Raw genomic sequence first — 19,609 nt, forward strand, 5'->3', positions numbered from 1 at the left:
GAGGGGTGAGTTAATTAGAATGATTATGTGCCATTTTATACCAAGCAATAATCAGACAGCAAGATAAGAGTACAGTTGTAGATAGTAAGAAACGTTTATCTGATCTTGTGTAGATAAGATTGATGTCATCAATAAAAGATTAACGGGCAACCAATGTAGATATAGTGTAATTTTTCTATAAGGATGGAAAAAAGAAGGGAAATTTGATAAGATAGGAATATGGATTTTGAAAAAATTGAACAAGCTTATACCTATTTACTAGAGAATGTCCAAGTCATTCAAAGTGATTTGGCGACCAACTTTTATGACGCCCTGGTGGAGCAAAACAGCATTTATCTGGATGGTGAAACTGAGTTAGAGCAGGTCAAGGAGAACAATCAAGCCCTTAAGCGTTTAGCACTTCGCAAAGAAGAATGGCTCAAGACCTACCAGTTTCTCTTGATGAAGGCTGGGCAGACAGAGCCCCTACAGGCCAATCACCAGTTTACGCCAGATGCCATTGCTTTACTTTTGGTGTTTATTGTGGAAGAATTGTTTAAAGAGGAGGAAATCACTATCCTCGAAATGGGTTCCGGGATGGGGATTCTGGGGGCTACTTTCTTGACCTCGCTTGATAAAAAGGTGGATTACTTGGGAATGGAAGTGGATGATTTGCTGATTGATTTGGCAGCTAGCATGGCAGATGTAATTGGTTTGCAGGCTGGTTTTGTCCAAGGAGATGCTGTTCGTCCACAAATGCTCAAAGAAAGCGATGTGGTCATCAGCGACTTGCCTGTCGGCTATTATCCTGATGATGCCGTTGCGTCGCGCCATCAAGTTGCTTCTAGTCAAGAACATACCTACGCCCATCACTTGCTCATGGAACAAGGGCTTAAGTATCTCAAGTCAGACGGATACGCTATTTTTCTAGCTCCGAGTGATTTGTTGACCAGCCCTCAAAGTGACTTGTTGAAAGGTTGGTTGAAAGAGGAGGCAAGTCTGACTGCCATGATCAGTCTGCCTGAAAATCTCTTTGCTAATGCTAAACAATCCAAGACTATTTTTATCTTGCAGAAGAAAAGTGAACTAGCAGTAGAGCCTTTTGTTTATCCACTTGCTAGCTTGCAAGATGCAAGTGTTTTAATGAAATTTAAAGAAAATTTTCAAAAATGGACTCAAGGTACTGAAATATAAAATAGATTTTGTTATAATAGATGAAAACGCTTAAAAAAGGGGTATCATGTTATGACAAAAACAATTGCAATCAATGCGGGAAGTTCAAGTTTGAAATGGCAATTATACTTAATGCCAGAAGAAAAAGTATTGGCGAAAGGTTTGATTGAACGTATCGGTTTGAAAGATTCAATTTCAACTGTAAAATTTGATGGTCGTTCTGAACAACAAATTTTGGATATTGAAAATCACACACAAGCTGTTAAAATCTTATTGGATGACTTGATTCGTTTCGATATTATCAAGGCTTATGACGAGATTACTGGTGTTGGACACCGTGTTGTGGCTGGTGGAGAATATTTCAAAGAATCAACAGTCGTTGAGGGAGATGTTTTAGAAAAAGTTGAAGAGTTGAGCTTGTTGGCTCCTCTCCACAATCCAGCCAATGCAGCAGGTGTTCGTGCCTTCAAGGAATTGTTGCCAGACATTACCAGTGTAGTTGTTTTTGATACTTCATTCCACACAAGTATGCCAGAGAAAGCTTATCGCTACCCTCTACCAACAAAATATTACACAGAAAACAAGGTTCGTAAATATGGTGCCCACGGTACAAGTCACCAGTTTGTAGCAGGAGAAGCAGCAAAACTCTTGGGCCGTCCATTAGAGGACTTGAAATTGATTACTTGCCACATCGGTAATGGTGCTTCTATTACAGCTGTTAAGGGTGGTCAATCTGTCGATACTTCAATGGGCTTCACTCCACTTGGTGGTGTGATGATGGGAACTCGTACAGGGGATATTGACCCAGCTATCATTCCTTACTTAATGCAATATACAGAGGACTTTAACACGCCTGAAGACATTAGTCGCATCCTTAATCGTGAATCAGGGCTTATGGGGGTTTCAGGTAAATCTAGTGATATGCGTGATGTGATTGCTGCTATGGAAGAAGGGGACCACGATGCCACTTTAGCTTATGAAATGTATGTTGACCGTATCCAAAAACATATCGGCCAATACCTTGCAGTCCTAAATGGAGCAGATGCTATTATCTTTACTGCAGGTATTGGTGAAAATGCTGCAAATGTGCGTGAAGATGTTATCTCAGGTATCTCTTGGTTTGGTTGTGATGTTGACCCAGAAAAGAACGTCTTTGGTGTGACAGGAGACATCTCAACAGAGGCAGCGAAGATCCGTGTATTGGTTATTCCAACAGATGAAGAGCTAGTTATTGCCCGTGACGTTGAACGCTTGAAAAAATAAGTAAAACTAGAAAAAATATTTAGGACAAGGAGTTGGAAAAGAGATTTTTCCAGCTTCTTTTTCTGATGGAAATGTCCAAAACCTTGCTATGATTGGCTTTTTTGAAAAATATGGTATAATAGTAGTAATTTAATAGATGGAGTTGAGTTTTGAAGAAAAACTTTCGTGTAAAAAGAGAGAAAGATTTTAAGGCGATTTTCAAGGAGGGGACAAGTTTTGCTAATCGCAAATTTGTTGTCTACCAATTAGAAAACCATAAAAACCATTTTCGAGTAGGTCTATCAGTTAGCAAAAAACTGGGGAATGCCGTCACTAGAAATCAAATTAAGAGACGGATTCGTCATATTATCCAGAATGCCAAAGGGAGTCTGGTAGAAGATGTCGACTTTGTTGTCATTGCTCGAAAAGGGGTCGAAACCTTGGGATACGCAGAGATGGAGAAAAATCTACTCCACGTATTAAAATTATCAAAGATTTACCAGGAAGGAAATGGGAGTGAAAAAGAAACTACAGTTGACTAGTTTGCTAGGACTGTCCCTATTTATCATGACAGCCTGTGCAACAAATGGGACAACTAGCGATATTACAGCCAATTCGGCTGATTTTTGGAGTAAATTTGTTTACTTCTTTGCGGAAATTATTCGCTTTTTATCGTTTGATATCAGTATCGGAGTGGGGATTATTCTCTTTACGGTCTTGATTCGTACACTGCTTTTGCCAGTCTTTCAAGTGCAAATGGTGGCTTCCAGAAAAATGCAAGAAGCTCAACCACGCATTAAGGCGCTTCGAGAACAATATCCAGGTCGAGATATGGAAAGCAGAACCAAGCTAGAGCAAGAAATGCGTAAAGTCTTTAAAGAAATGGGTGTCAGACAGTCAGATTCTCTTTGGCCGATTTTGATTCAGATGCCGGTTATCTTGGCCTTGTTCCAAGCTCTATCAAGAGTTGACTTTTTAAAGACAGGTCATTTCTTATGGATTAACCTTGGTGGTGTGGATACAACCCTTGTTCTTCCGATTTTAGCAGCAGTATTCACCTTTTTAAGTACTTGGCTGTCCAACAAAGCCTTGTCTGAGCGTAATGGAGCTACGACTGCGATGATGTACGGTATTCCGGTCTTGATTTTTATCTTTGGGGTTTATGCTCCGAGCGGAGTCGCTCTCTACTGGGCAGTGTCCAATGCTTATCAAGTCTTGCAAACCTATTTCTTGAACAATCCATTCAAGATTATTGCAGAGCGCGAGGCTGTAGTACAGGCACAGAAAGATTTGGAAAATAGAAAAAGAAAAGCCAAGAAAAAGGCTCAGAAAACGAAATAATAAGGAGGAATCTGGTAATGGTAGTATTTACAGGTTCAACTGTTGAAGAAGCAATCCAGAAAGGATTGAAAGAATTAGATATTCCAAGAATGAAGGCTCATATCAAAGTCATTTCTCGTGAGAAAAAAGGATTTCTTGGTTTATTTGGTAAAAAACCAGCCCAAGTGGATATTGATGCTATTAGTGAAACGACAGTTGTAAAAGCAAACCAACAAGCTGTAAAGGGAGTTCCGAAGCAAATTAATGATTTGAATGAGCCTGTTAAAACAGTCAGTGAAGCAACTGTTGATTTGGGTCATGTTGTAGAGGCAATTAAAAAGATTGAGGAAGAAGGCCAAGGTATTTCTGATGAAGTCAAGGCTGAAATCTTAAAACATGAAAGACATGCCAGCACTATCTTAGAAGAAACTGGTCACATTGAGATTTTAAATGAATTACAACTTGAAGAAACTGCTCTCGAAGAAGAAGTAGAAACTCCTATTATTGAAAACCAAGCTGAGCAAACTGAAAGTCAAGAACTAGAAGACTTGGGCTTAAAAGTTGAACCGAGCTTTGATATTGAACAAGTAGCTACGGAAGTAACGACTTATGTTCAAACAATTATTGATGACATGGATGTTGAAGCTACACTTTCAAATGACTATAACCGTCGTAGCATCAATTTGCAAATTGATACTAACGAACCAGGTCGTATTATCGGCTACCATGGTAAAGTCTTGAAGGCCTTGCAACTATTGGCTCAAAATTATCTTTACAACCGCTATTCAAGAACCTTCTACATTACTATTAATGTCAATGATTATGTTGAACACCGTGCAGAAGTCTTGCAGACCTATGCGCAAAAATTGGCGACTCGTGTTTTAGAAGAAGGACGCAGTCATCAGACAGATCCAATGTCAAATAGCGAACGCAAGATTATTCATCGTATTATTTCACGTATGGATGGCGTGACCAGTTACTCTGAAGGTGATGAGCCAAATCGTTATGTTGTCGTAGATACAGAATAAGTAAAATCAGGGTTATCCTGATTTTTTGCTAGCTGGAGGAGATTAAATTAATGTTGAATAAGATAAGAGACTATTTAGACTTTGCTGATTTGCAGTACCGTAATCCTGATAAGGCTGGAGCAGAGCGAGAGAAAATGCTGGAATTGCGCCACAAAGGCCAAGAGGCTCGAAAGGCTTTTACAGAACTGGCTAAAGCCTTTCAAGCAAGTCATCCAGAATGGCAACTTCAACAGACTAGCCAGTGGATGAATCAGGCGCAACGTTTACGACCACATTTTTGGGTTTATCTACAGAGAGACGGACAAGTAACAGAACCTATGTTGGCTCTTCGTTTGTATGGGACATCTACTGACTTTGGAATTTCCTTAGAGGTCAGTTTCATCGAGCGTAAGAAAGATGAGCGAACTCTAGGCAAGCAGGCCAAAGTTTTAAAAGTTCCAACCGTTGAAGGTGTTTATTATCTAGTCTACTCTGATGGTCAAAGTCAACGGTGGGAGGCGAACGAAGAAAATCGTCAAATTTTAAGAAATAAACTATCCAATCAGGAAGTCCGAAAAGTGTTAGTTAAAATAGATGTCCCTATAACAGAGAATTCATCTGAAGAAGAAATCGTAGAAGCCCTACTGAAATCTTATGATAAAATTCTTCCATTTTATCTAGCTACGAGAAACTAAGCTAATCATTAAAATATCATAAATCATACAGTCCAAGAGTGAACAGTCCGCTGTGTAATTCTTGGTCTTTTTGTTTACGCTTTCAAATTATATAATAAACCTACAAAAACAATTCAAAAGGAGAACAATTATGGAAGTCATTTCAAGTGTTCTAAATTGGTTTTCTAGCAATATTTTGCAGAATCCCGCATTTTTCGTAGGTTTATTGGTGTTGATAGGATACGCACTTTTGAAAAAACCTGCCCACGACGTTTTCTCAGGGTTTGTTAAAGCAACAGTAGGGTATATGTTGCTCAATGTGGGTGCAGGTGGTTTGGTTACAACCTTCCGTCCGATCTTAGCAGCCCTTAACTACAAATTCCAAATTGGTGCAGCGGTTATCGACCCTTACTTTGGACTTGCTGCAGCAAACAACAAAATTGCAGCAGAGTTTCCAGATTTTGTTGGAACTGCAACTACAGCTCTATTGATTGGTTTCGGAATAAATATCTTGCTCGTAGCTCTTCGCAAGATCACGAAGGTAAGAACCCTCTTTATTACTGGTCACATCATGGTACAACAAGCTGCAACAGTATCTCTTATGGTTCTATTCTTAGTACCACAATTGCGCAATGCTTACGGTACAGCAGCGATTGGTATCATCTGTGGACTTTACTGGGCAGTTAGTTCAAATATGACTGTTGAGGCAACTCAACGCTTGACTGGTGGTGGCGGATTTGCGATTGGTCACCAACAGCAATTTGCAATCTGGTTTGTAGATAAAGTAGCAGGACGCTTTGGTAAGAAAGAAGAAAGTTTAGACAATCTTAAATTACCTAAGTTCCTCTCAATCTTCCACGATACAGTTGTTGCATCTGCTACCTTGATGCTCGTATTCTTCGGAGCCATTCTTTTAATCTTGGGTCCAGACATTATGTCTAATAAAGAAGTCATCACTTCAGGAACTCTATTCAATCCTGCTAAACAAGATTTCTTTATGTACATTATTCAAACAGCCTTTACCTTCTCAGTTTACTTGTTCGTTTTGATGCAAGGTGTCCGCATGTTCGTATCTGAGTTGACAAACGCCTTCCAAGGTATTTCAAACAAATTGTTGCCAGGCTCATTCCCAGCGGTTGACGTTGCAGCTTCTTATGGATTTGGTTCTCCAAACGCTGTCTTGTCAGGATTTGCCTTTGGTTTGATTGGTCAATTGATCACAATTGTCTTGCTCATCGTCTTTAAAAATCCGATTCTTATTATTACAGGATTTGTACCAGTGTTCTTTGACAATGCAGCCATTGCGGTCTACGCTGATAAACGCGGTGGATGGAAAGCGGCTGTTATCCTATCCTTCATCTCAGGTGTTCTCCAAGTTGCTTTAGGAGCTCTCTGTGTAGCTCTTCTTGATTTAGCATCTTATGGTGGTTACCATGGAAATATCGACTTTGAATTCCCATGGCTTGGATTTGGATATATCTTCAAATACCTTGGTATTGTTGGTTATGTACTTGTGTGTCTCTTCTTGCTTGTTATTCCTCAACTTCAATTTGCCAAAGCAAAAGATAAAGAGAAATATTACAACGGTGCAGTTCAAGAAGAAGCTTAGTATCTAGAAAAGGAGAAATAAAATGGTTAAAGTATTAGCAGCGTGCGGAAATGGAATGGGTTCATCAATGGTTATCAAGATGAAGGTTGAAAATGCTCTCCGTAAGCTTAATCAAACAGATTTTACAGTCAATTCATGCAGTGTCGGTGAAGCTAAAGGTTTAGCAGCAGGATATGACATCGTAATCGCTTCTCTTCATTTGATCCAAGAATTGGAAGGGCGAACTAATGGGAAGTTAATTGGGCTTGACAACTTGATGGATGATAAAGAAATCACTGAAAAACTCAGTCAAGCACTACAGTAAAAGGTTGGAGGGGGCTGGATAGAAACTGAGAATCATCGTTTCTGTCCTTCTCCCTCTTTAAATAAAGGAGGCAGATATGAATTTAAAACAAGCTTTAATTGACAATGACTCGATCCGACTAGGTTTAGAAGCTAAAGACTGGAAAGAAGCAGTCAAGGTAGCAGTAGATCCCTTGATTGAAAGTGGGGCAATTTTGCCAGAGTATTACGATGCTATTATCGAATCAACTGAAGAGTATGGCCCTTACTATATCTTAATGCCAGGTATGGCTATGCCCCACGCTAGACCTGAAGCTGGAGTGCAAAGAGATGCCTTTTCATTGATTACCTTACAAAATCCTGTTGTATTTTCAGATGGGAAAGAGGTATCTGTTTTGTTGGCACTAGCAGCAACAAGCTCAAAAATTCACACAAGTGTAGCCATTCCACAAATCATTGCCCTGTTTGAATTAGAAGATTCTATTGCACGTTTACAGGCTTGCCAGACTAAAGAAGATGTCTTGGCTATGATTGAAGAATCTAAGGATAGCCCTTATCTCGAAGGATTGGATTTGGAAAGTTAGAAAGAGGAATAAAGAAATGACAAAAAGAATCCCTAATTTACAAGTTGCATTAGATCATTCAGACTTGCAAGGAGCGATTAAAGCAGCTGTTTCTGTTGGTCAGGAAGTAGATATTATCGAAGCTGGAACTGTTTGCTTGCTTCAAGTTGGAAGTGAACTGGTTGAAGTCTTGCGTAGCCTTTTCCCAGATAAGATTATTGTGGCAGACACAAAATGTGCTGATGCTGGTGGAACAGTTGCTAAAAATAATGCGGTTCGTGGAGCAGACTGGATGACTTGTATCTGTTGTGCAACCATCCCTACTATGGAAGCAGCTTTAAAGGCTATCAAGACTGAACGAGGAGAACGAGGCGAAATCCAGATCGAGCTTTATGGCGATTGGACTTTTGAACAAGCTCAGCTTTGGCTAGATGCAGGTATCTCACAAGCTATTTATCACCAATCTCGTGATGCTCTTCTTGCTGGTGAAACTTGGGGTGAAAAAGACCTTAATAAGGTTAAAAAACTTATCGACATGGGCTTCCGTGTGTCTGTAACAGGTGGTCTAGATGTAGATACTCTCAAACTATTTGAAGGCGTTGATGTCTTTACCTTTATCGCAGGTCGTGGAATTACAGAGGCTGCAGATCCAGCAGGAGCAGCGCGTGCCTTCAAGGATGAAATCAGACGAATTTGGGGGTAAACCATGGCACGTCCAATTGGAATTTATGAAAAGGCAACCCCGACACACTTTACTTGGCTAGAACGTTTAAATTTTGCCAAGGAGTTAGGATTTGATTTTGTCGAGATGTCTATTGATGAACGTGACGAGCGTTTAGCAAGACTGGACTGGAGCAAGGACGAGCGTTTGGAAGTTGTCAAAGCAATCTATAAAACTGGTGTTCGTATTCCTTCTATCTGTTTTTCAGGCCATCGTCGCTACCCATTGGGATCAAATGATCCAGTTCTAGAGGAAAAATCTCTAGAACTCATGAAAAAATGTATTGAATTAGCCCAAGACTTGGGAGTTCGTACTATTCAATTAGCTGGTTACGACGTTTATTATGAGGAAAAGTCACCCCAGACACGCCAACGTTTTATCAAAAATTTGAGAAAAGCTTGTGACTGGGCTGAAGAGGCTCAGGTGGTACTTGCTATTGAAATTATGGATGATCCTTTCATCAATAGCATCGAAAAATACTTGGCTGTAGAAAAAGAGATTGACTCTCCCTACCTCTTTGTATACCCAGATATTGGTAATGTATCTGCATGGCATAATGATGTCTACAGTGAATTTTATCTTGGGCATCATGCCATCGCAGCTCTCCATCTCAAGGATACTTATGCAGTGACAGAAAGTTCAAAGGGCCAGTTCCGAGATGTAACTTTTGGGCAAGGTTGTGTCAAATGGGAAGAAGCTTTCGATATTTTAAAACAAACCAATTATAATGGACCTTTCCTAATCGAAATGTGGTCTGAAAATTGTGAAACTGTAGAAGAAACACGCGCAGCCATTCAAGAGGCGCAAGCTTTTCTCTATCCACTAATTAAGAAAGCAGGTTTGATGTAAGATGAATCAAGTAATAAACGATATACGTAAACGAGTCTGTAATGCCAATCAATCATTACCAAAACATGGACTTGTTAAATTTACCTGGGGAAATGTATCGGAAGTCAATCGCGAACTAGGTATCATTGTTATTAAACCATCAGGCGTAGATTATGACGAATTGACACCTGAAAACATGGTGGTGACGGACTTGGATGGCCAAGTTCTAGAAGGAGATTTAAGACCATCTTCTGACCTCCCAACTCATGTGCAGTTATATAAGGCATGGCAAGAGATTGGTAGTGTGGTACACACCCATTCGACAGAAGCAGTTGGTTGGGCACAGGCTGGACGTGATATTCCTTTCTATGGAACAACCCATGCAGATTATTTCTACGGTTCAATCCCTTGCGCTCGTAGTTTGACCAAAGATGAAGTAGAAGTAGCCTATGAAAAAGATACTGGCTTGGTTATCGTAGAAGAATTTGAGCGTCGTGGTCTCAATCCTGTTGAAGTACCAGGTATTGTTGTACGTAATCACGGTCCATTCACCTGGGGAAAAAATCCAGAGAATGCTGTTTATCACTCTGTCGTACTAGAGGAAGTATCAAAGATGAATCGCTTTACAGAACAAATCAATCCAAGAGTTGAACCTGCTCCTCAGTACATTCTAGAAAAACACTACCAACGTAAGCATGGACCAAATGCTTATTACGGTCAAAAGAAATAAGAAATTGAATTGAAAAGAGGCTAGGACCTTTCGATCCAAGCCTCGCTTTTGTAATTGTAAGTATTCGTTATTAAGAGACTACTGTTGATAATTGAAATGCGTTAGTGAATGTGATACTATTATAAAGTTGTTTTCAAGGCAGTTGATTGATAGAGGAGTATGAAATATGGTACTGGATAAGGCAAGTTGTGATTTGCTTCAATATTTGATGGATCAAGAAACGTCCAAAACGATTATGGCGATTTCAAAAGATTTGAAAGAGTCAAGAAGGAAAATTTATTATCACATTGACAAAATCAATGCTGCTTTGGGTGACGAGGCGCTTCATATCATTAGTATTCCACGAATTGGTATTCACTTAACGGAAGAGCAGAGAGATGCTTGTTGTGAACTATTATCGGAAGTAGATTCGTACGATTATATCATGAGTGCGCATGAACGTATGATGATAATGTTACTATGGATAGGTATTTCTAAAGAACGTATTACGATTGAAAAATTGATGGAGTTAACAGAGGTGTCTAGGAATACTGTTCTCAATGATTTGAATAGTATTCGTTATCAACTAACTTTGGAACAATATCAGGTGACCTTGCAAGTGAGCAAGTCACAGGGATACCATCTTCATGCCCACCCTCTTAATAAAATTCAGTATCTTCAATCGCTTCTATATCATATTTTTATGGAAGAAAATGCCACTTTTGTATCTATTTTAGAAGATAAGATGAAAGAGAGGTTAGATGGTGAGTGTTTGCTTTCTGTTGAAATGAACCAATTTTTTAAGGAACAGGTTCCTTTAGTTGAACAAGATTTAGGGAAGAAAATAAATCATCATGAAGTAACTTTTATGTTGCAGGTTCTACCTTATTTGCTGTTAAGCTGTCATAATGTTGAACAGTATCAAGAAAGACATCAGGATATAGAGAAAGAATTTTCTTTGATAAGAAAAAGAATAGAGTATCAGGTGTCTAAGAAATTAGGAGAACGGTTGTTTCAAAAGTTTGAAATTTCTTTGTCAGAACTTGAAGTTTCTCTTGTAGCTGTTCTTCTCCTCTCCTATCGTAAAGATTTGGATATTCATGCAGAAAGTGATGATTTTCGGCAGTTAAAACTTGCTTTAGAAGAATTCATCTGGTATTTTGAATCACAAATCCGAATGGAGATTGAGAACAAGGATGATTTGTTAAGAAATTTGATGATCCACTGTAAAGCCTTGTTATTTAGAAAGACTTACGGTATTTTTTCTAAAAATCCTCTAACAAAACAAATTCGATCCAAGTATGGAGAATTATTTTTAGTCACTAGAAAATCTGCGGAAATTTTAGAAGGAGCATGGTTTATTCGGCTAACAGACGATGATATTGCCTATTTGACGATTCATATTGGAGGATTTTTAAAGTATACACCATCGTCTCAAAAAAATATGAAAAAAGTTTATCTCGTTTGTGATGAAGGTGTTGCGGTTTCGAGACTTTTGCTGAAACAATGCAAACTTTATTTTCCAAATGAGCAAATTGGCACTGTATTTACAACAGAACAATTTAAGAGTGTGGAAGATATTGCACAAGTTGATGTAGTGATTACTACTAATGATGATTTGGATAGCAGATTTCCGATTTTAAGGGTTAATCCTATCCTTGAAGCAGAAGATATTTTGAAAATGCTAGACTATCTTAAACACAATATATTTCGTAATGAGAGCAAAAGTTTCAGTGAAAATCTTTCTAGTCTTATTTCGTCTTATATTGTAGACAGTAAGTTGGCTAGTAAGTTCCAAGAAGAGGTTCAAACACTTATAAATCAAGAAATAGTAGTTCAAGCTTTTTTGGAAGATATTTGAAGGACAGTCCAATGATGAACACAAACCTGTGTTTTTCTTGGTCTTTTTTAGTGTTTTGAAGGGTGGTATACTAATCTCAAAGATAACAATTATATCCAAAGGAGGCAACATATGCCAAACGTCAAAGAAATTACAAGAGAGTCATGGATTTTAGCTACTTTCCCAGAGTGGGGAACATGGTTGAACGAAGAAATCGAAGAAGAAGTCGTACCTGAAGGCAATTTTGCCATGTGGTGGCTAGGCAACTGTGGTACTTGGATTAAGACACCAGGTGGTGCTAACGTTGTCATGGACCTTTGGTCAAACCGTGGAAAATCAACCAAAAAAGTGAAAGATATGGTTCGTGGGCACCAAATGGCAAATATGGCAGGTGTTCGTAAGTTGCAACCAAACTTACGTGTTCAGCCGATGGTTATCGATCCATTTGCTATCAACGAACTAGATTATTACTTAGTTTCACACTTCCATAGTGATCATATCGACCCATACACAGCTGCAGCAATTCTCAACAATTCTAAGTTAGAGCATGTTAAGTTTATCGGTCCTTACCACTGTGGACGAATCTGGGAAGGATGGGGTGTTCCAAAAGAACGTATCATCGTTGTTAAACCAGGTGACACTATCGAATTAAAAGATATGAAGATTCATGCAGTAGAATCATTTGACCGTACTTGCTTGGTAACTCTCCCAGTGAACGGTGCTGATGAGACAGGCGGTGAACTTGCTGGCTTAGCTGTTACAGATGAAGAAATGGCTCAAAAGGCTGTTAACTATATCTTTGAAACACCAGGTGGAACTATCTATCATGGTGCAGATTCTCACTTCTCAAACTATTTTGCAAAACATGGTAAAGACTTTAAAATTGATGTTGCTTTGAATAACTATGGTGAAAATCCGGTAGGTATCCAAGATAAAATGACATCTATCGACCTTCTTCGTATGGCAGAAAATCTGCGTACCAAAGTCATTATCCCAGTTCACTATGATATCTGGTCTAACTTCATGGCTTCTACTAATGAGATTCTAGAACTTTGGAAAATGAGAAAAGATCGCTTGCAATACGATTTCCATCCATTTATCTGGGAAGTTGGCGGTAAGTACACTTATCCTCAAGATCAACACTTAGTAGAATACCATCATCCACGTGGTTTTGATGATTGTTTTGAACAAGACTCTAACATTCAATTTAAAGCTTTGCTATAATATAAAAATATTCTTTGGAGGTTATCCGTATGTTGCATGATACGGATAATTTTCATATAATAGTAAAATAGAATGTGTGATTCAATAATCACCTCAAATAGAAAGGAAATTCTATGTCAAATCTATCTGTTAATGCAATTCGTTTCCTAGGTATTGACGCCATTAATAAAGCCAACTCAGGTCACCCAGGTGTGGTTATGGGAGCAGCTCCGATGGCTTACAGCCTCTTTACAAAACAACTTCGTATCAATCCAGCTCAACCAAACTGGATTAACCGTGACCGCTTTATTCTTTCAGCAGGCCATGGTTCAATGCTTCTTTATGCCCTTCTTCACCTTTCTGGTTTTGAAGATGTTAGCATGGATGAGATTAAGAGCTTCCGTCAGTGGGGTTCAAAAACACCAGGTCACCCAGAATTTGGTCATACAGCAGGGATTGATGCTACAACAGGTCCTCTAGGGCAAGGTATTTCAACTGCCACTGGTTTTGCCCAGGCAGAACGTTTCTTGGCAGCTAAGTATAACCGTGAAGGCTACAATATCTTTGACCACTATACTTACGTTATCTGTGGAGATGGAGACTTGATGGAAGGTGTCTCAAGCGAGGCAGCTTCATACGCAGGTTTGCAAAAACTAGACAAGTTGGTTGTTCTTTATGATTCAAATGACATCAACTTGGATGGTGAGACAAAGGATTCCTTTACAGAAAGTGTTCGTGACCGTTACAATGCCTACGGTTGGCACACAGCCTTGGTTGAAGATGGAACAGATTTGGAAGCTATCCATGCTGCTATCGAAACAGCAAAAGCTTCAGGCAAACCATCTTTGATTGAAGTGAAGACGGTTATTGGATACGGTTCTCCAAACAAACAAGGAACTAATGCTGTACACGGTGCTCCTCTTGGAGCAGATGAAACTGTAGCAACTCGTCAAGCCCTTGGTTGGGACTATGAACCATTTGAAATTCCAGAACAAGTTTATGCTGATTTCAAAGAACATGTTGCAGACCGTGGCGCATCAGCTTATGAAGCTTGGACAAAATTAGTTGCTGACTATAAAGAAGCGCATCCAGAATTGGCTGCAGAAGTAGAAGCCATTATTGATGGACGCGATCCAGTTGAAGTGACTCCAGCAGACTTCCCAGCATTAGAAAATGGTTTCTCTCAAGCAACTCGTAATTCAAGCCAAGATGCCTTGAATGTTGTGGCAGCTAAGTTACCAACTTTCTTGGGTGGATCAGCTGACCTAGCTCACTCAAACATGACTTATATCAAGACTGACGGACTTCAAGACGATGCTAATCGCTTGAACCGTAACATTCAGTTTGGTGTTCGTGAATTTGCAATGGGAACGATCTTGAACGGGATGGCTCTTCATGGTGGACTTCGTGTATACGGTGGAACTTTCTTCGTTTTCTCAGACTATGTGAAGGCAGCTGTCCGCTTGTCAGCCTTACAAGGACTTCCTGTGACTTATGTCTTTACCCACGATTCAATCGCAGTTGGGGAAGACGGTCCAACGCACGAACCAGTTGAGCATTTGGCAGGTCTTCGTGCTATGCCAAATCTAAACGTTTTCCGTCCAGCAGATGCGCGTGAAACGCAAGCAGCTTGGTACCTTGCAGTGACAAGTGAGAAAACACCAACTGCTCTTGTCTTGACCCGTCAAAACTTGACTGTCGAAGAGGGAACAGACTTCGACAAGGTTGCAAAAGGTGCCTATGTTGTCTATGAAAATGCAGCAGACTTTGATACCATCTTGATTGCAACAGGTTCAGAGGTTAATCTTGCTGTCTCAGCTGCCAAAGAATTGGCTAGTCAAGGAGCAAAAGTCCGCGTAGTCAGCATGCCATCTACAGATGTCTTTGATAAACAAGATGCAGCTTACAAGGAAGAAATCCTTCCAAATGCAGTTCGCCGTCGTGTTGCAGTCGAAATGGGTGCAACTCAAAACTGGTACAAATATGTTGGACTAGATGGTGCTGTTCTTGGTATTGATACCTTCGGAGCCTCTGCCCCAGCACCAAAAGTATTGTCAGAATATGGCTTTACTGTCGAAAATCTTGTAAAAGTCGTTCAAAACTTGAAATAATTATAAAAATCAGGGCGCAAGCTCTGGTTTTTCTGGTTTTTCTTACTAGAAAAGCAAGGTACAATCTTGTAAAAGTAGCTGAAATTTGATATAGTAGTCCTATGTAAAAGACAAAGGAGAATATAATGGAATCACAATATACATTTTTAATCATTCTTGTGGCTATGGTGGGCTTGATGTTCTTTACGCAACGTTCTCAAAAGAAACAAGCACAAAAACGTATGGAAAGCTTAAATAAACTGCAAAAAGGCTATGAAGTGATTACAATCGGTGGACTTTACGGAACAGTCGATGAAGTAGATACGGAGAAGAGAACAATTGTCCTTGATGTAGATGGAGTTTACTTGACTTTTGAACTAGCTGCTATCAAGACAGTATTACCGCTGAAAGAAACAGCTTCACTAGAAGGCGCAATTGAAAAATAAGGCGGGATCACTAACTCCCGTTTTTCTGTAAAAGAAAGGAAATGGGATGAAAAAACTAGTCTTTGTCTGTCTGGGAAATATTTGTCGCAGCCCTATGGCCGAGTTTGTGATGAAATCGATGACAGATAATTATGAAGTCCAAAGTCGAGCGACGTCCTCTTGGGAACATGGCAATCCGATTCATAAGGGAACTCAAGGGATTTTTCAAGAGTATGAGATTCCTTATGAAAAAGGCAAGACATCGCTTCAGATTAGTAAGGAAGATTTTGAAGCCTTTGATTATATTATCGGAATGGACGCTGCAAATGTTTCTGACCTACGTCAGATGTGTCCAGCAGACTGTCAAGATAAGATTTACTCATTTGCATCTGAAAGTGTTCCAGATCCTTGGTATACAGGAGATTTTGAGGAAACCTATCAGCGTGTTCAAGAAGGTTGTCAAGCTTGGTTAGAACGTTTAGAAAAGGAGAGTGAAGGTGGAAAATCTTAAGAATTTTTACGAGAAGTATCGTGTCTATCTGACTCGTCCACGTTTAGAGCTTTTAGCAGTAGTTGCCATTGTTTTCTGTGCTGTACTCGTCTTTTTTCTAAATATTCCCGGAAAAGGTGTTCTAAAGCTTGATAATGGAACGATTGTTTACGATGGCAGTCTTGTACGTGGTAAAATGAATGGACAAGGTACCATTACTTTCCAAAATGGAGACCAATATACAGGTGGTTTCAACAATGGAGCCTTCAACGGAAAAGGTACCTTTCAATCCAAAGAAGGCTGGACCTACGAAGGAGATTTTGTAAATGGTCAGGCTGAAGGGAAAGGGAAACTAACAACAGAACAAGAAGTCGTTTATGAAGGGACTTTTAAACAAGGCGTTTTTCAACAAAAATAAAGCCTCCTTATCAAAGGAGGTATTGTTAGAATGTTAAAGTAAGCGCTTACCTGCAAATCCCTTTCTTTCCAAGTCTCTCTTCCAAGCAAGTTTGTGAAATAAAAAAATATTTGAAATAAATTTCACAAACTTCAAAGATAAAACCTGATAAGCAAAGAAAATGAGAAAGATTTCACAAGGAACTAAAAATTCTTTGTGAAATGTTTATGAAACTGTTTACAAAGTTGAAATAATGCGTTATAATAAACTTGTGAAAAAATTAACAAAGGATTAAATCCTTGAAAGCTATGGAGGAAAATATGGCTGATAAAAAAACTGTGACACCAGAGGAAAAGAAACTCGCTGCTGAAAAGCATGTCGATGGATTGGTGCAAAAAGCTCTAGTTGCTCTTGAAGAAATGCGTAAGTTGGATCAAGAGCAGGTTGACTACATCGTTGCCAAAGCATCAGTAGCAGCTTTGGATGCCCACGGAGAATTGGCTTTACATGCCTTTGAAGAAACAGGACGTGGTGTATTTGAAGATAAAGCAACTAAGAACTTGTTTGCTTGTGAACACGTAGTAAACAACATGCGCCACACTAAAACAGTTGGCGTTATCGAAGAAGACGATGTAACAGGTTTGACTCTTATCGCTGAACCAGTTGGTGTTGTTTGTGGTATCACTCCAACAACAAACCCAACATCAACAGCAATCTTCAAATCATTGATTTCATTGAAGACACGTAACCCAATCGTCTTTGCCTTCCATCCATCAGCACAAGAATCATCTGCTCATGCAGCTCGTATCGTCCGCGATGCAGCTATCGCAGCTGGTGCTCCTGAAAACTGTGTGCAATGGATTACTCAACCATCTATGGAAGCAACAAGTGCCCTTATGAACCACGAAGGTGTTGCGACAATCCTTGCAACAGGTGGTAATGCCATGGTTAAGGCGGCTTATTCATGTGGTAAACCAGCTCTTGGGGTAGGTGCCGGAAACGTTCCAGCTTATGTTGAAAAATCAGCAAACATTCGTCAAGCAGCACACGATATCGTCATGTCTAAATCATTTGATAACGGTATGGTCTGTGCCTCAGAGCAAGCGGTTATCATTGATAAAGAAATTTACGATGAATTTGTAGCAGAGTTCAAATCTTACCACACTTACTTTGTAAACAAAAAAGAAAAAGCACTTCTTGAAGAGTTCTGCTTCGGCGTGAAAGCAAACAGCAAAAACTGTGCTGGTGCGAAATTGAACGCTGACATCGTTGGTAAACCAGCAACTTGGATTGCAGAACAAGCAGGATTTACAGTTCCAGAAGGAACAAACATTCTTGCTGCAGAATGTAAAGAAGTTGGTGAAAATGAGCCATTGACTCGTGAAAAATTGTCACCAGTTATCGCAGTTTTGAAATCTGAAAGCCGTGAAGATGGTATTACTAAGGCTCGTCAAATGGTTGAATTTAACGGTCTTGGGCACTCAGCAGCCATCCACACAGCTGATGAAGAATTGACTAAAGAATTTGGTAAAGCTGTTAAAGCTATTCGTGTTATCTGTAACTCACCTTCTACTTTCGGTGGTATCGGGGACGTTTACAATGCCTTCTTGCCATCATTGACACTTGGATGTGGTTCTTACGGACGCAACTCAGTTGGGGATAACGTTAGTGCCATTAACCTCTTGAATATCAAAAAAGTCGGAAGACGGAGAAATAACATGCAATGGATGAAACTTCCTTCAAAAACATACTTTGAACGTGATTCAATTCAATACCTTCAAAAATGTCGTGACGTTGAACGTGTCATGATCGTTACTGACCATGCCATGGTAGAACTTGGTTTCCTTGATCGTATCATCGAACAACTTGACCTTCGTCGCAATAAGGTTGTTTATCAAATCTTTGCTGATGTAGAACCAGATCCAGATATCACAACTGTAAATCGTGGTACTGAGATTATGCGCGCCTTCAAACCAGATACAATCATCGCTCTCGGTGGTGGATCTCCAATGGACGCTGCTAAAGTAATGTGGCTCTTCTACGAACAACCAGAAGTAGACTTCCGTGACCTTGTTCAAAAATTCATGGATATCCGTAAACGTGCCTTCAAATTCCCATTGCTTGGTAAGAAGACTAAATTCATCGCAATCCCAACAACATCTGGTACAGGATCTGAAGTAACTCCATTTGCCGTTATCTCTGATAAAGCAAACAACCGTAAATACCCAATCGCTGACTACTCATTGACACCAACTGTGGCAATCGTAGACCCTGCCTTGGTATTGACAATTCCTGGATTTGTTGCTGCGGACACTGGTATGGACGTATTGACCCACGCGACTGAAGCTTACGTATCACAAATGGCTAGCGACTACACTGACGGTCTTGCACTTCAAGCCATCAAGCTTGTATTTGAAAACCTTGAAAGCTCAGTTAAGAATGCAGACTTCCACTCACGTGAGAAAATGCATAACGCTTCAACAATCGCTGGTATGGCCTTTGCCAATGCCTTCCTAGGTATTTCTCACTCAATGGCTCATAAGATTGGTGCGCAATTCCACACAATTCACGGTCGTACAAATGCTATCTTGCTTCCATACGTCATCCGCTACAACGGTACACGTCCAGCTAAGACAGCAACATGGCCTAAGTACAACTACTACCGTGCAGATGAAAAATACCAAGATATCGCACGCATGCTTGGACTTCCAGCTTCTACTCCAGAAGAAGGTGTGGAATCTTACGCAAAAGCTGTCTACGAACTTGGTGAGCGCGTAGGTATCCAAATGAACTTCAAAGCACAAGGAATTGATGAAAAAGAATGGAAAGAACATTCTCGTGAATTGGCCTTCCTTGCTTATGAAGATCAATGTTCGCCTGCAAATCCACGCCTTCCAATGGTTGACCACATGCAAGAAATCATCGAAGATTCTTACTATGGCTACAAAGAAAGACCAGGACGCCGTAAATAATTGTTATCAGCCTAGAGGCAGGAGAAATCCTGTCTCTTTTTTTGTAATTCTATTTGAAAAATGGTATAATCATCGCATATATTTG

Annotated in this window: 19 protein-coding genes; all 19 read left to right on the forward strand. The window is 39.8% G+C overall.

The features are described from left to right. Positions 1 to 219 precede the first annotated feature (219 nt). The 19 genes from SK608_RS01400 (at position 220) to adhE (ending at position 19,524) form a co-directional block, all read left to right on the forward strand. The gene (locus tag SK608_RS01400) at positions 220 to 1,173 is read left to right on the forward strand and encodes a class I SAM-dependent methyltransferase (protein ID WP_033675990.1); all 954 of its coding nucleotides are present in this window, start codon (positions 220 to 222) and stop codon (positions 1,171 to 1,173) included. 51 nt (positions 1,174 to 1,224) lie between these two features. Then, positions 1,225 to 2,415 carry an acetate kinase gene (locus SK608_RS01405; RefSeq protein WP_000167762.1) on the forward strand — a complete coding sequence of 397 codons (1,191 nt, stop codon included), beginning with the start codon at positions 1,225 to 1,227 and terminating at the stop codon, positions 2,413 to 2,415. 149 nt (positions 2,416 to 2,564) lie between these two features. After that, positions 2,565 to 2,936: a ribonuclease P protein component gene (rnpA, locus tag SK608_RS01410; RefSeq protein ID WP_033675993.1), complete on the forward strand. Its 372-nt coding sequence runs from the start codon at positions 2,565 to 2,567 to the stop codon at positions 2,934 to 2,936. Further along, positions 2,911 to 3,735, forward strand: a complete 825-nt coding sequence (locus SK608_RS01415; RefSeq protein WP_004236733.1) for a membrane protein insertase YidC — start codon at positions 2,911 to 2,913, stop codon at positions 3,733 to 3,735. Before rnpA ends, SK608_RS01415 begins: the two co-directional genes overlap by 26 nt. A gap of 17 nt (positions 3,736 to 3,752) precedes the next feature. Next, positions 3,753 to 4,742 (forward strand): RNA-binding cell elongation regulator Jag/EloR, encoded by a 990-nt coding sequence (gene jag, locus SK608_RS01420; RefSeq protein WP_000260005.1) that lies wholly within the window; start codon positions 3,753 to 3,755, stop codon positions 4,740 to 4,742. A 50-nt stretch (positions 4,743 to 4,792) separates the two neighbouring features. Then, positions 4,793 to 5,416 carry a hypothetical protein gene (locus SK608_RS01425; RefSeq protein ID WP_000932629.1) on the forward strand — a complete coding sequence of 208 codons (624 nt, stop codon included), beginning with the start codon at positions 4,793 to 4,795 and terminating at the stop codon, positions 5,414 to 5,416. A 130-nt stretch (positions 5,417 to 5,546) separates the two neighbouring features. Beyond that, the gene (locus SK608_RS01430; protein ID WP_000452074.1) at positions 5,547 to 7,004 is read left to right on the forward strand and encodes a PTS ascorbate transporter subunit IIC; all 1,458 of its coding nucleotides are present in this window, start codon (positions 5,547 to 5,549) and stop codon (positions 7,002 to 7,004) included. A 22-nt stretch (positions 7,005 to 7,026) separates the two neighbouring features. After that, positions 7,027 to 7,308: a PTS sugar transporter subunit IIB gene (locus SK608_RS01435; protein ID WP_000241466.1), complete on the forward strand. Its 282-nt coding sequence runs from the start codon at positions 7,027 to 7,029 to the stop codon at positions 7,306 to 7,308. 76 nt (positions 7,309 to 7,384) lie between these two features. Further along, positions 7,385 to 7,870, forward strand: coding sequence for a PTS sugar transporter subunit IIA (locus SK608_RS01440; RefSeq protein WP_001049925.1), 486 nt, complete (start codon positions 7,385 to 7,387; stop codon positions 7,868 to 7,870). 16 nt (positions 7,871 to 7,886) lie between these two features. Then, entirely contained in the window at positions 7,887 to 8,552 is a 666-nt protein-coding gene (locus tag SK608_RS01445) for a 3-keto-L-gulonate-6-phosphate decarboxylase UlaD (RefSeq protein WP_000166737.1), read from the forward strand. 3 nt (positions 8,553 to 8,555) lie between these two features. Beyond that, a complete protein-coding gene (locus tag SK608_RS01450) occupies positions 8,556 to 9,419 on the forward strand; it encodes an L-ribulose-5-phosphate 3-epimerase (RefSeq protein WP_000113590.1) in 864 nt (287 codons plus the stop codon). 1 nt (position 9,420) lies between these two features. After that, a complete protein-coding gene (locus SK608_RS01455) occupies positions 9,421 to 10,128 on the forward strand; it encodes an L-ribulose-5-phosphate 4-epimerase (RefSeq protein WP_001077564.1) in 708 nt (235 codons plus the stop codon). Between the two features lie 166 nt (positions 10,129 to 10,294). Further along, positions 10,295 to 11,968 (forward strand): BglG family transcription antiterminator, encoded by a 1,674-nt coding sequence (locus SK608_RS01460; protein ID WP_000242091.1) that lies wholly within the window; start codon positions 10,295 to 10,297, stop codon positions 11,966 to 11,968. A gap of 111 nt (positions 11,969 to 12,079) precedes the next feature. Further along, entirely contained in the window at positions 12,080 to 13,171 is a 1,092-nt protein-coding gene (ulaG, locus tag SK608_RS01465) for an L-ascorbate 6-phosphate lactonase (protein WP_033676001.1), read from the forward strand. Positions 13,172 to 13,284: 113 nt separating this feature from the next. Then, a complete protein-coding gene (gene tkt, locus SK608_RS01470) occupies positions 13,285 to 15,261 on the forward strand; it encodes a transketolase (RefSeq protein ID WP_033676003.1) in 1,977 nt (658 codons plus the stop codon). 125 nt (positions 15,262 to 15,386) lie between these two features. Beyond that, positions 15,387 to 15,686, forward strand: a complete 300-nt coding sequence (gene yajC, locus SK608_RS01475; protein WP_000445811.1) for a preprotein translocase subunit YajC — start codon at positions 15,387 to 15,389, stop codon at positions 15,684 to 15,686. Between the two features lie 46 nt (positions 15,687 to 15,732). Beyond that, a complete protein-coding gene (locus SK608_RS01480) occupies positions 15,733 to 16,176 on the forward strand; it encodes a low molecular weight protein-tyrosine-phosphatase (protein WP_033676006.1) in 444 nt (147 codons plus the stop codon). Next, entirely contained in the window at positions 16,163 to 16,573 is a 411-nt protein-coding gene (locus tag SK608_RS01485; RefSeq protein WP_000429317.1) for an MORN repeat-containing protein, read from the forward strand. Before SK608_RS01480 ends, SK608_RS01485 begins: the two co-directional genes overlap by 14 nt. Positions 16,574 to 16,872: 299 nt before the next feature. Beyond that, positions 16,873 to 19,524 (forward strand): bifunctional acetaldehyde-CoA/alcohol dehydrogenase, encoded by a 2,652-nt coding sequence (adhE, locus tag SK608_RS01490; RefSeq protein WP_033676009.1) that lies wholly within the window; start codon positions 16,873 to 16,875, stop codon positions 19,522 to 19,524. Positions 19,525 to 19,609 lie beyond the last annotated feature (85 nt).

It is taken from the genome of Streptococcus mitis subsp. hohhotensis, from assembly GCF_000722775.1.
GTDB lineage: Bacteria > Bacillota > Bacilli > Lactobacillales > Streptococcaceae > Streptococcus > Streptococcus carlssonii.

What these genes read in the sequence shown, in the direction of transcription:
- SK608_RS01400 (WP_033675990.1), top strand. Translation starts at nt 220, where the DNA reads ATGGATTTTGAAAAAATTGAACAAGCTTATACCTATTTACTAGAGAAT.
- SK608_RS01405 (WP_000167762.1), top strand. Translation starts at nt 1,225, where the DNA reads ATGACAAAAACAATTGCAATCAATGCGGGAAGTTCAAGTTTGAAATGG.
- jag (WP_000260005.1), top strand. Translation starts at nt 3,753, where the DNA reads ATGGTAGTATTTACAGGTTCAACTGTTGAAGAAGCAATCCAGAAAGGA.
- SK608_RS01425 (WP_000932629.1), top strand. Translation starts at nt 4,793, where the DNA reads ATGTTGAATAAGATAAGAGACTATTTAGACTTTGCTGATTTGCAGTAC.
- SK608_RS01430 (WP_000452074.1), top strand. Translation starts at nt 5,547, where the DNA reads ATGGAAGTCATTTCAAGTGTTCTAAATTGGTTTTCTAGCAATATTTTG.
- SK608_RS01435 (WP_000241466.1), top strand. Translation starts at nt 7,027, where the DNA reads ATGGTTAAAGTATTAGCAGCGTGCGGAAATGGAATGGGTTCATCAATG.
- SK608_RS01440 (WP_001049925.1), top strand. Translation starts at nt 7,385, where the DNA reads ATGAATTTAAAACAAGCTTTAATTGACAATGACTCGATCCGACTAGGT.
- SK608_RS01445 (WP_000166737.1), top strand. Translation starts at nt 7,887, where the DNA reads ATGACAAAAAGAATCCCTAATTTACAAGTTGCATTAGATCATTCAGAC.
- SK608_RS01450 (WP_000113590.1), top strand. Translation starts at nt 8,556, where the DNA reads ATGGCACGTCCAATTGGAATTTATGAAAAGGCAACCCCGACACACTTT.
- SK608_RS01455 (WP_001077564.1), top strand. Translation starts at nt 9,421, where the DNA reads ATGAATCAAGTAATAAACGATATACGTAAACGAGTCTGTAATGCCAAT.
- SK608_RS01460 (WP_000242091.1), top strand. Translation starts at nt 10,295, where the DNA reads ATGGTACTGGATAAGGCAAGTTGTGATTTGCTTCAATATTTGATGGAT.
- ulaG (WP_033676001.1), top strand. Translation starts at nt 12,080, where the DNA reads ATGCCAAACGTCAAAGAAATTACAAGAGAGTCATGGATTTTAGCTACT.
- tkt (WP_033676003.1), top strand. Translation starts at nt 13,285, where the DNA reads ATGTCAAATCTATCTGTTAATGCAATTCGTTTCCTAGGTATTGACGCC.
- yajC (WP_000445811.1), top strand. Translation starts at nt 15,387, where the DNA reads ATGGAATCACAATATACATTTTTAATCATTCTTGTGGCTATGGTGGGC.
- SK608_RS01480 (WP_033676006.1), top strand. Translation starts at nt 15,733, where the DNA reads ATGAAAAAACTAGTCTTTGTCTGTCTGGGAAATATTTGTCGCAGCCCT.
- adhE (WP_033676009.1), top strand. Translation starts at nt 16,873, where the DNA reads ATGGCTGATAAAAAAACTGTGACACCAGAGGAAAAGAAACTCGCTGCT.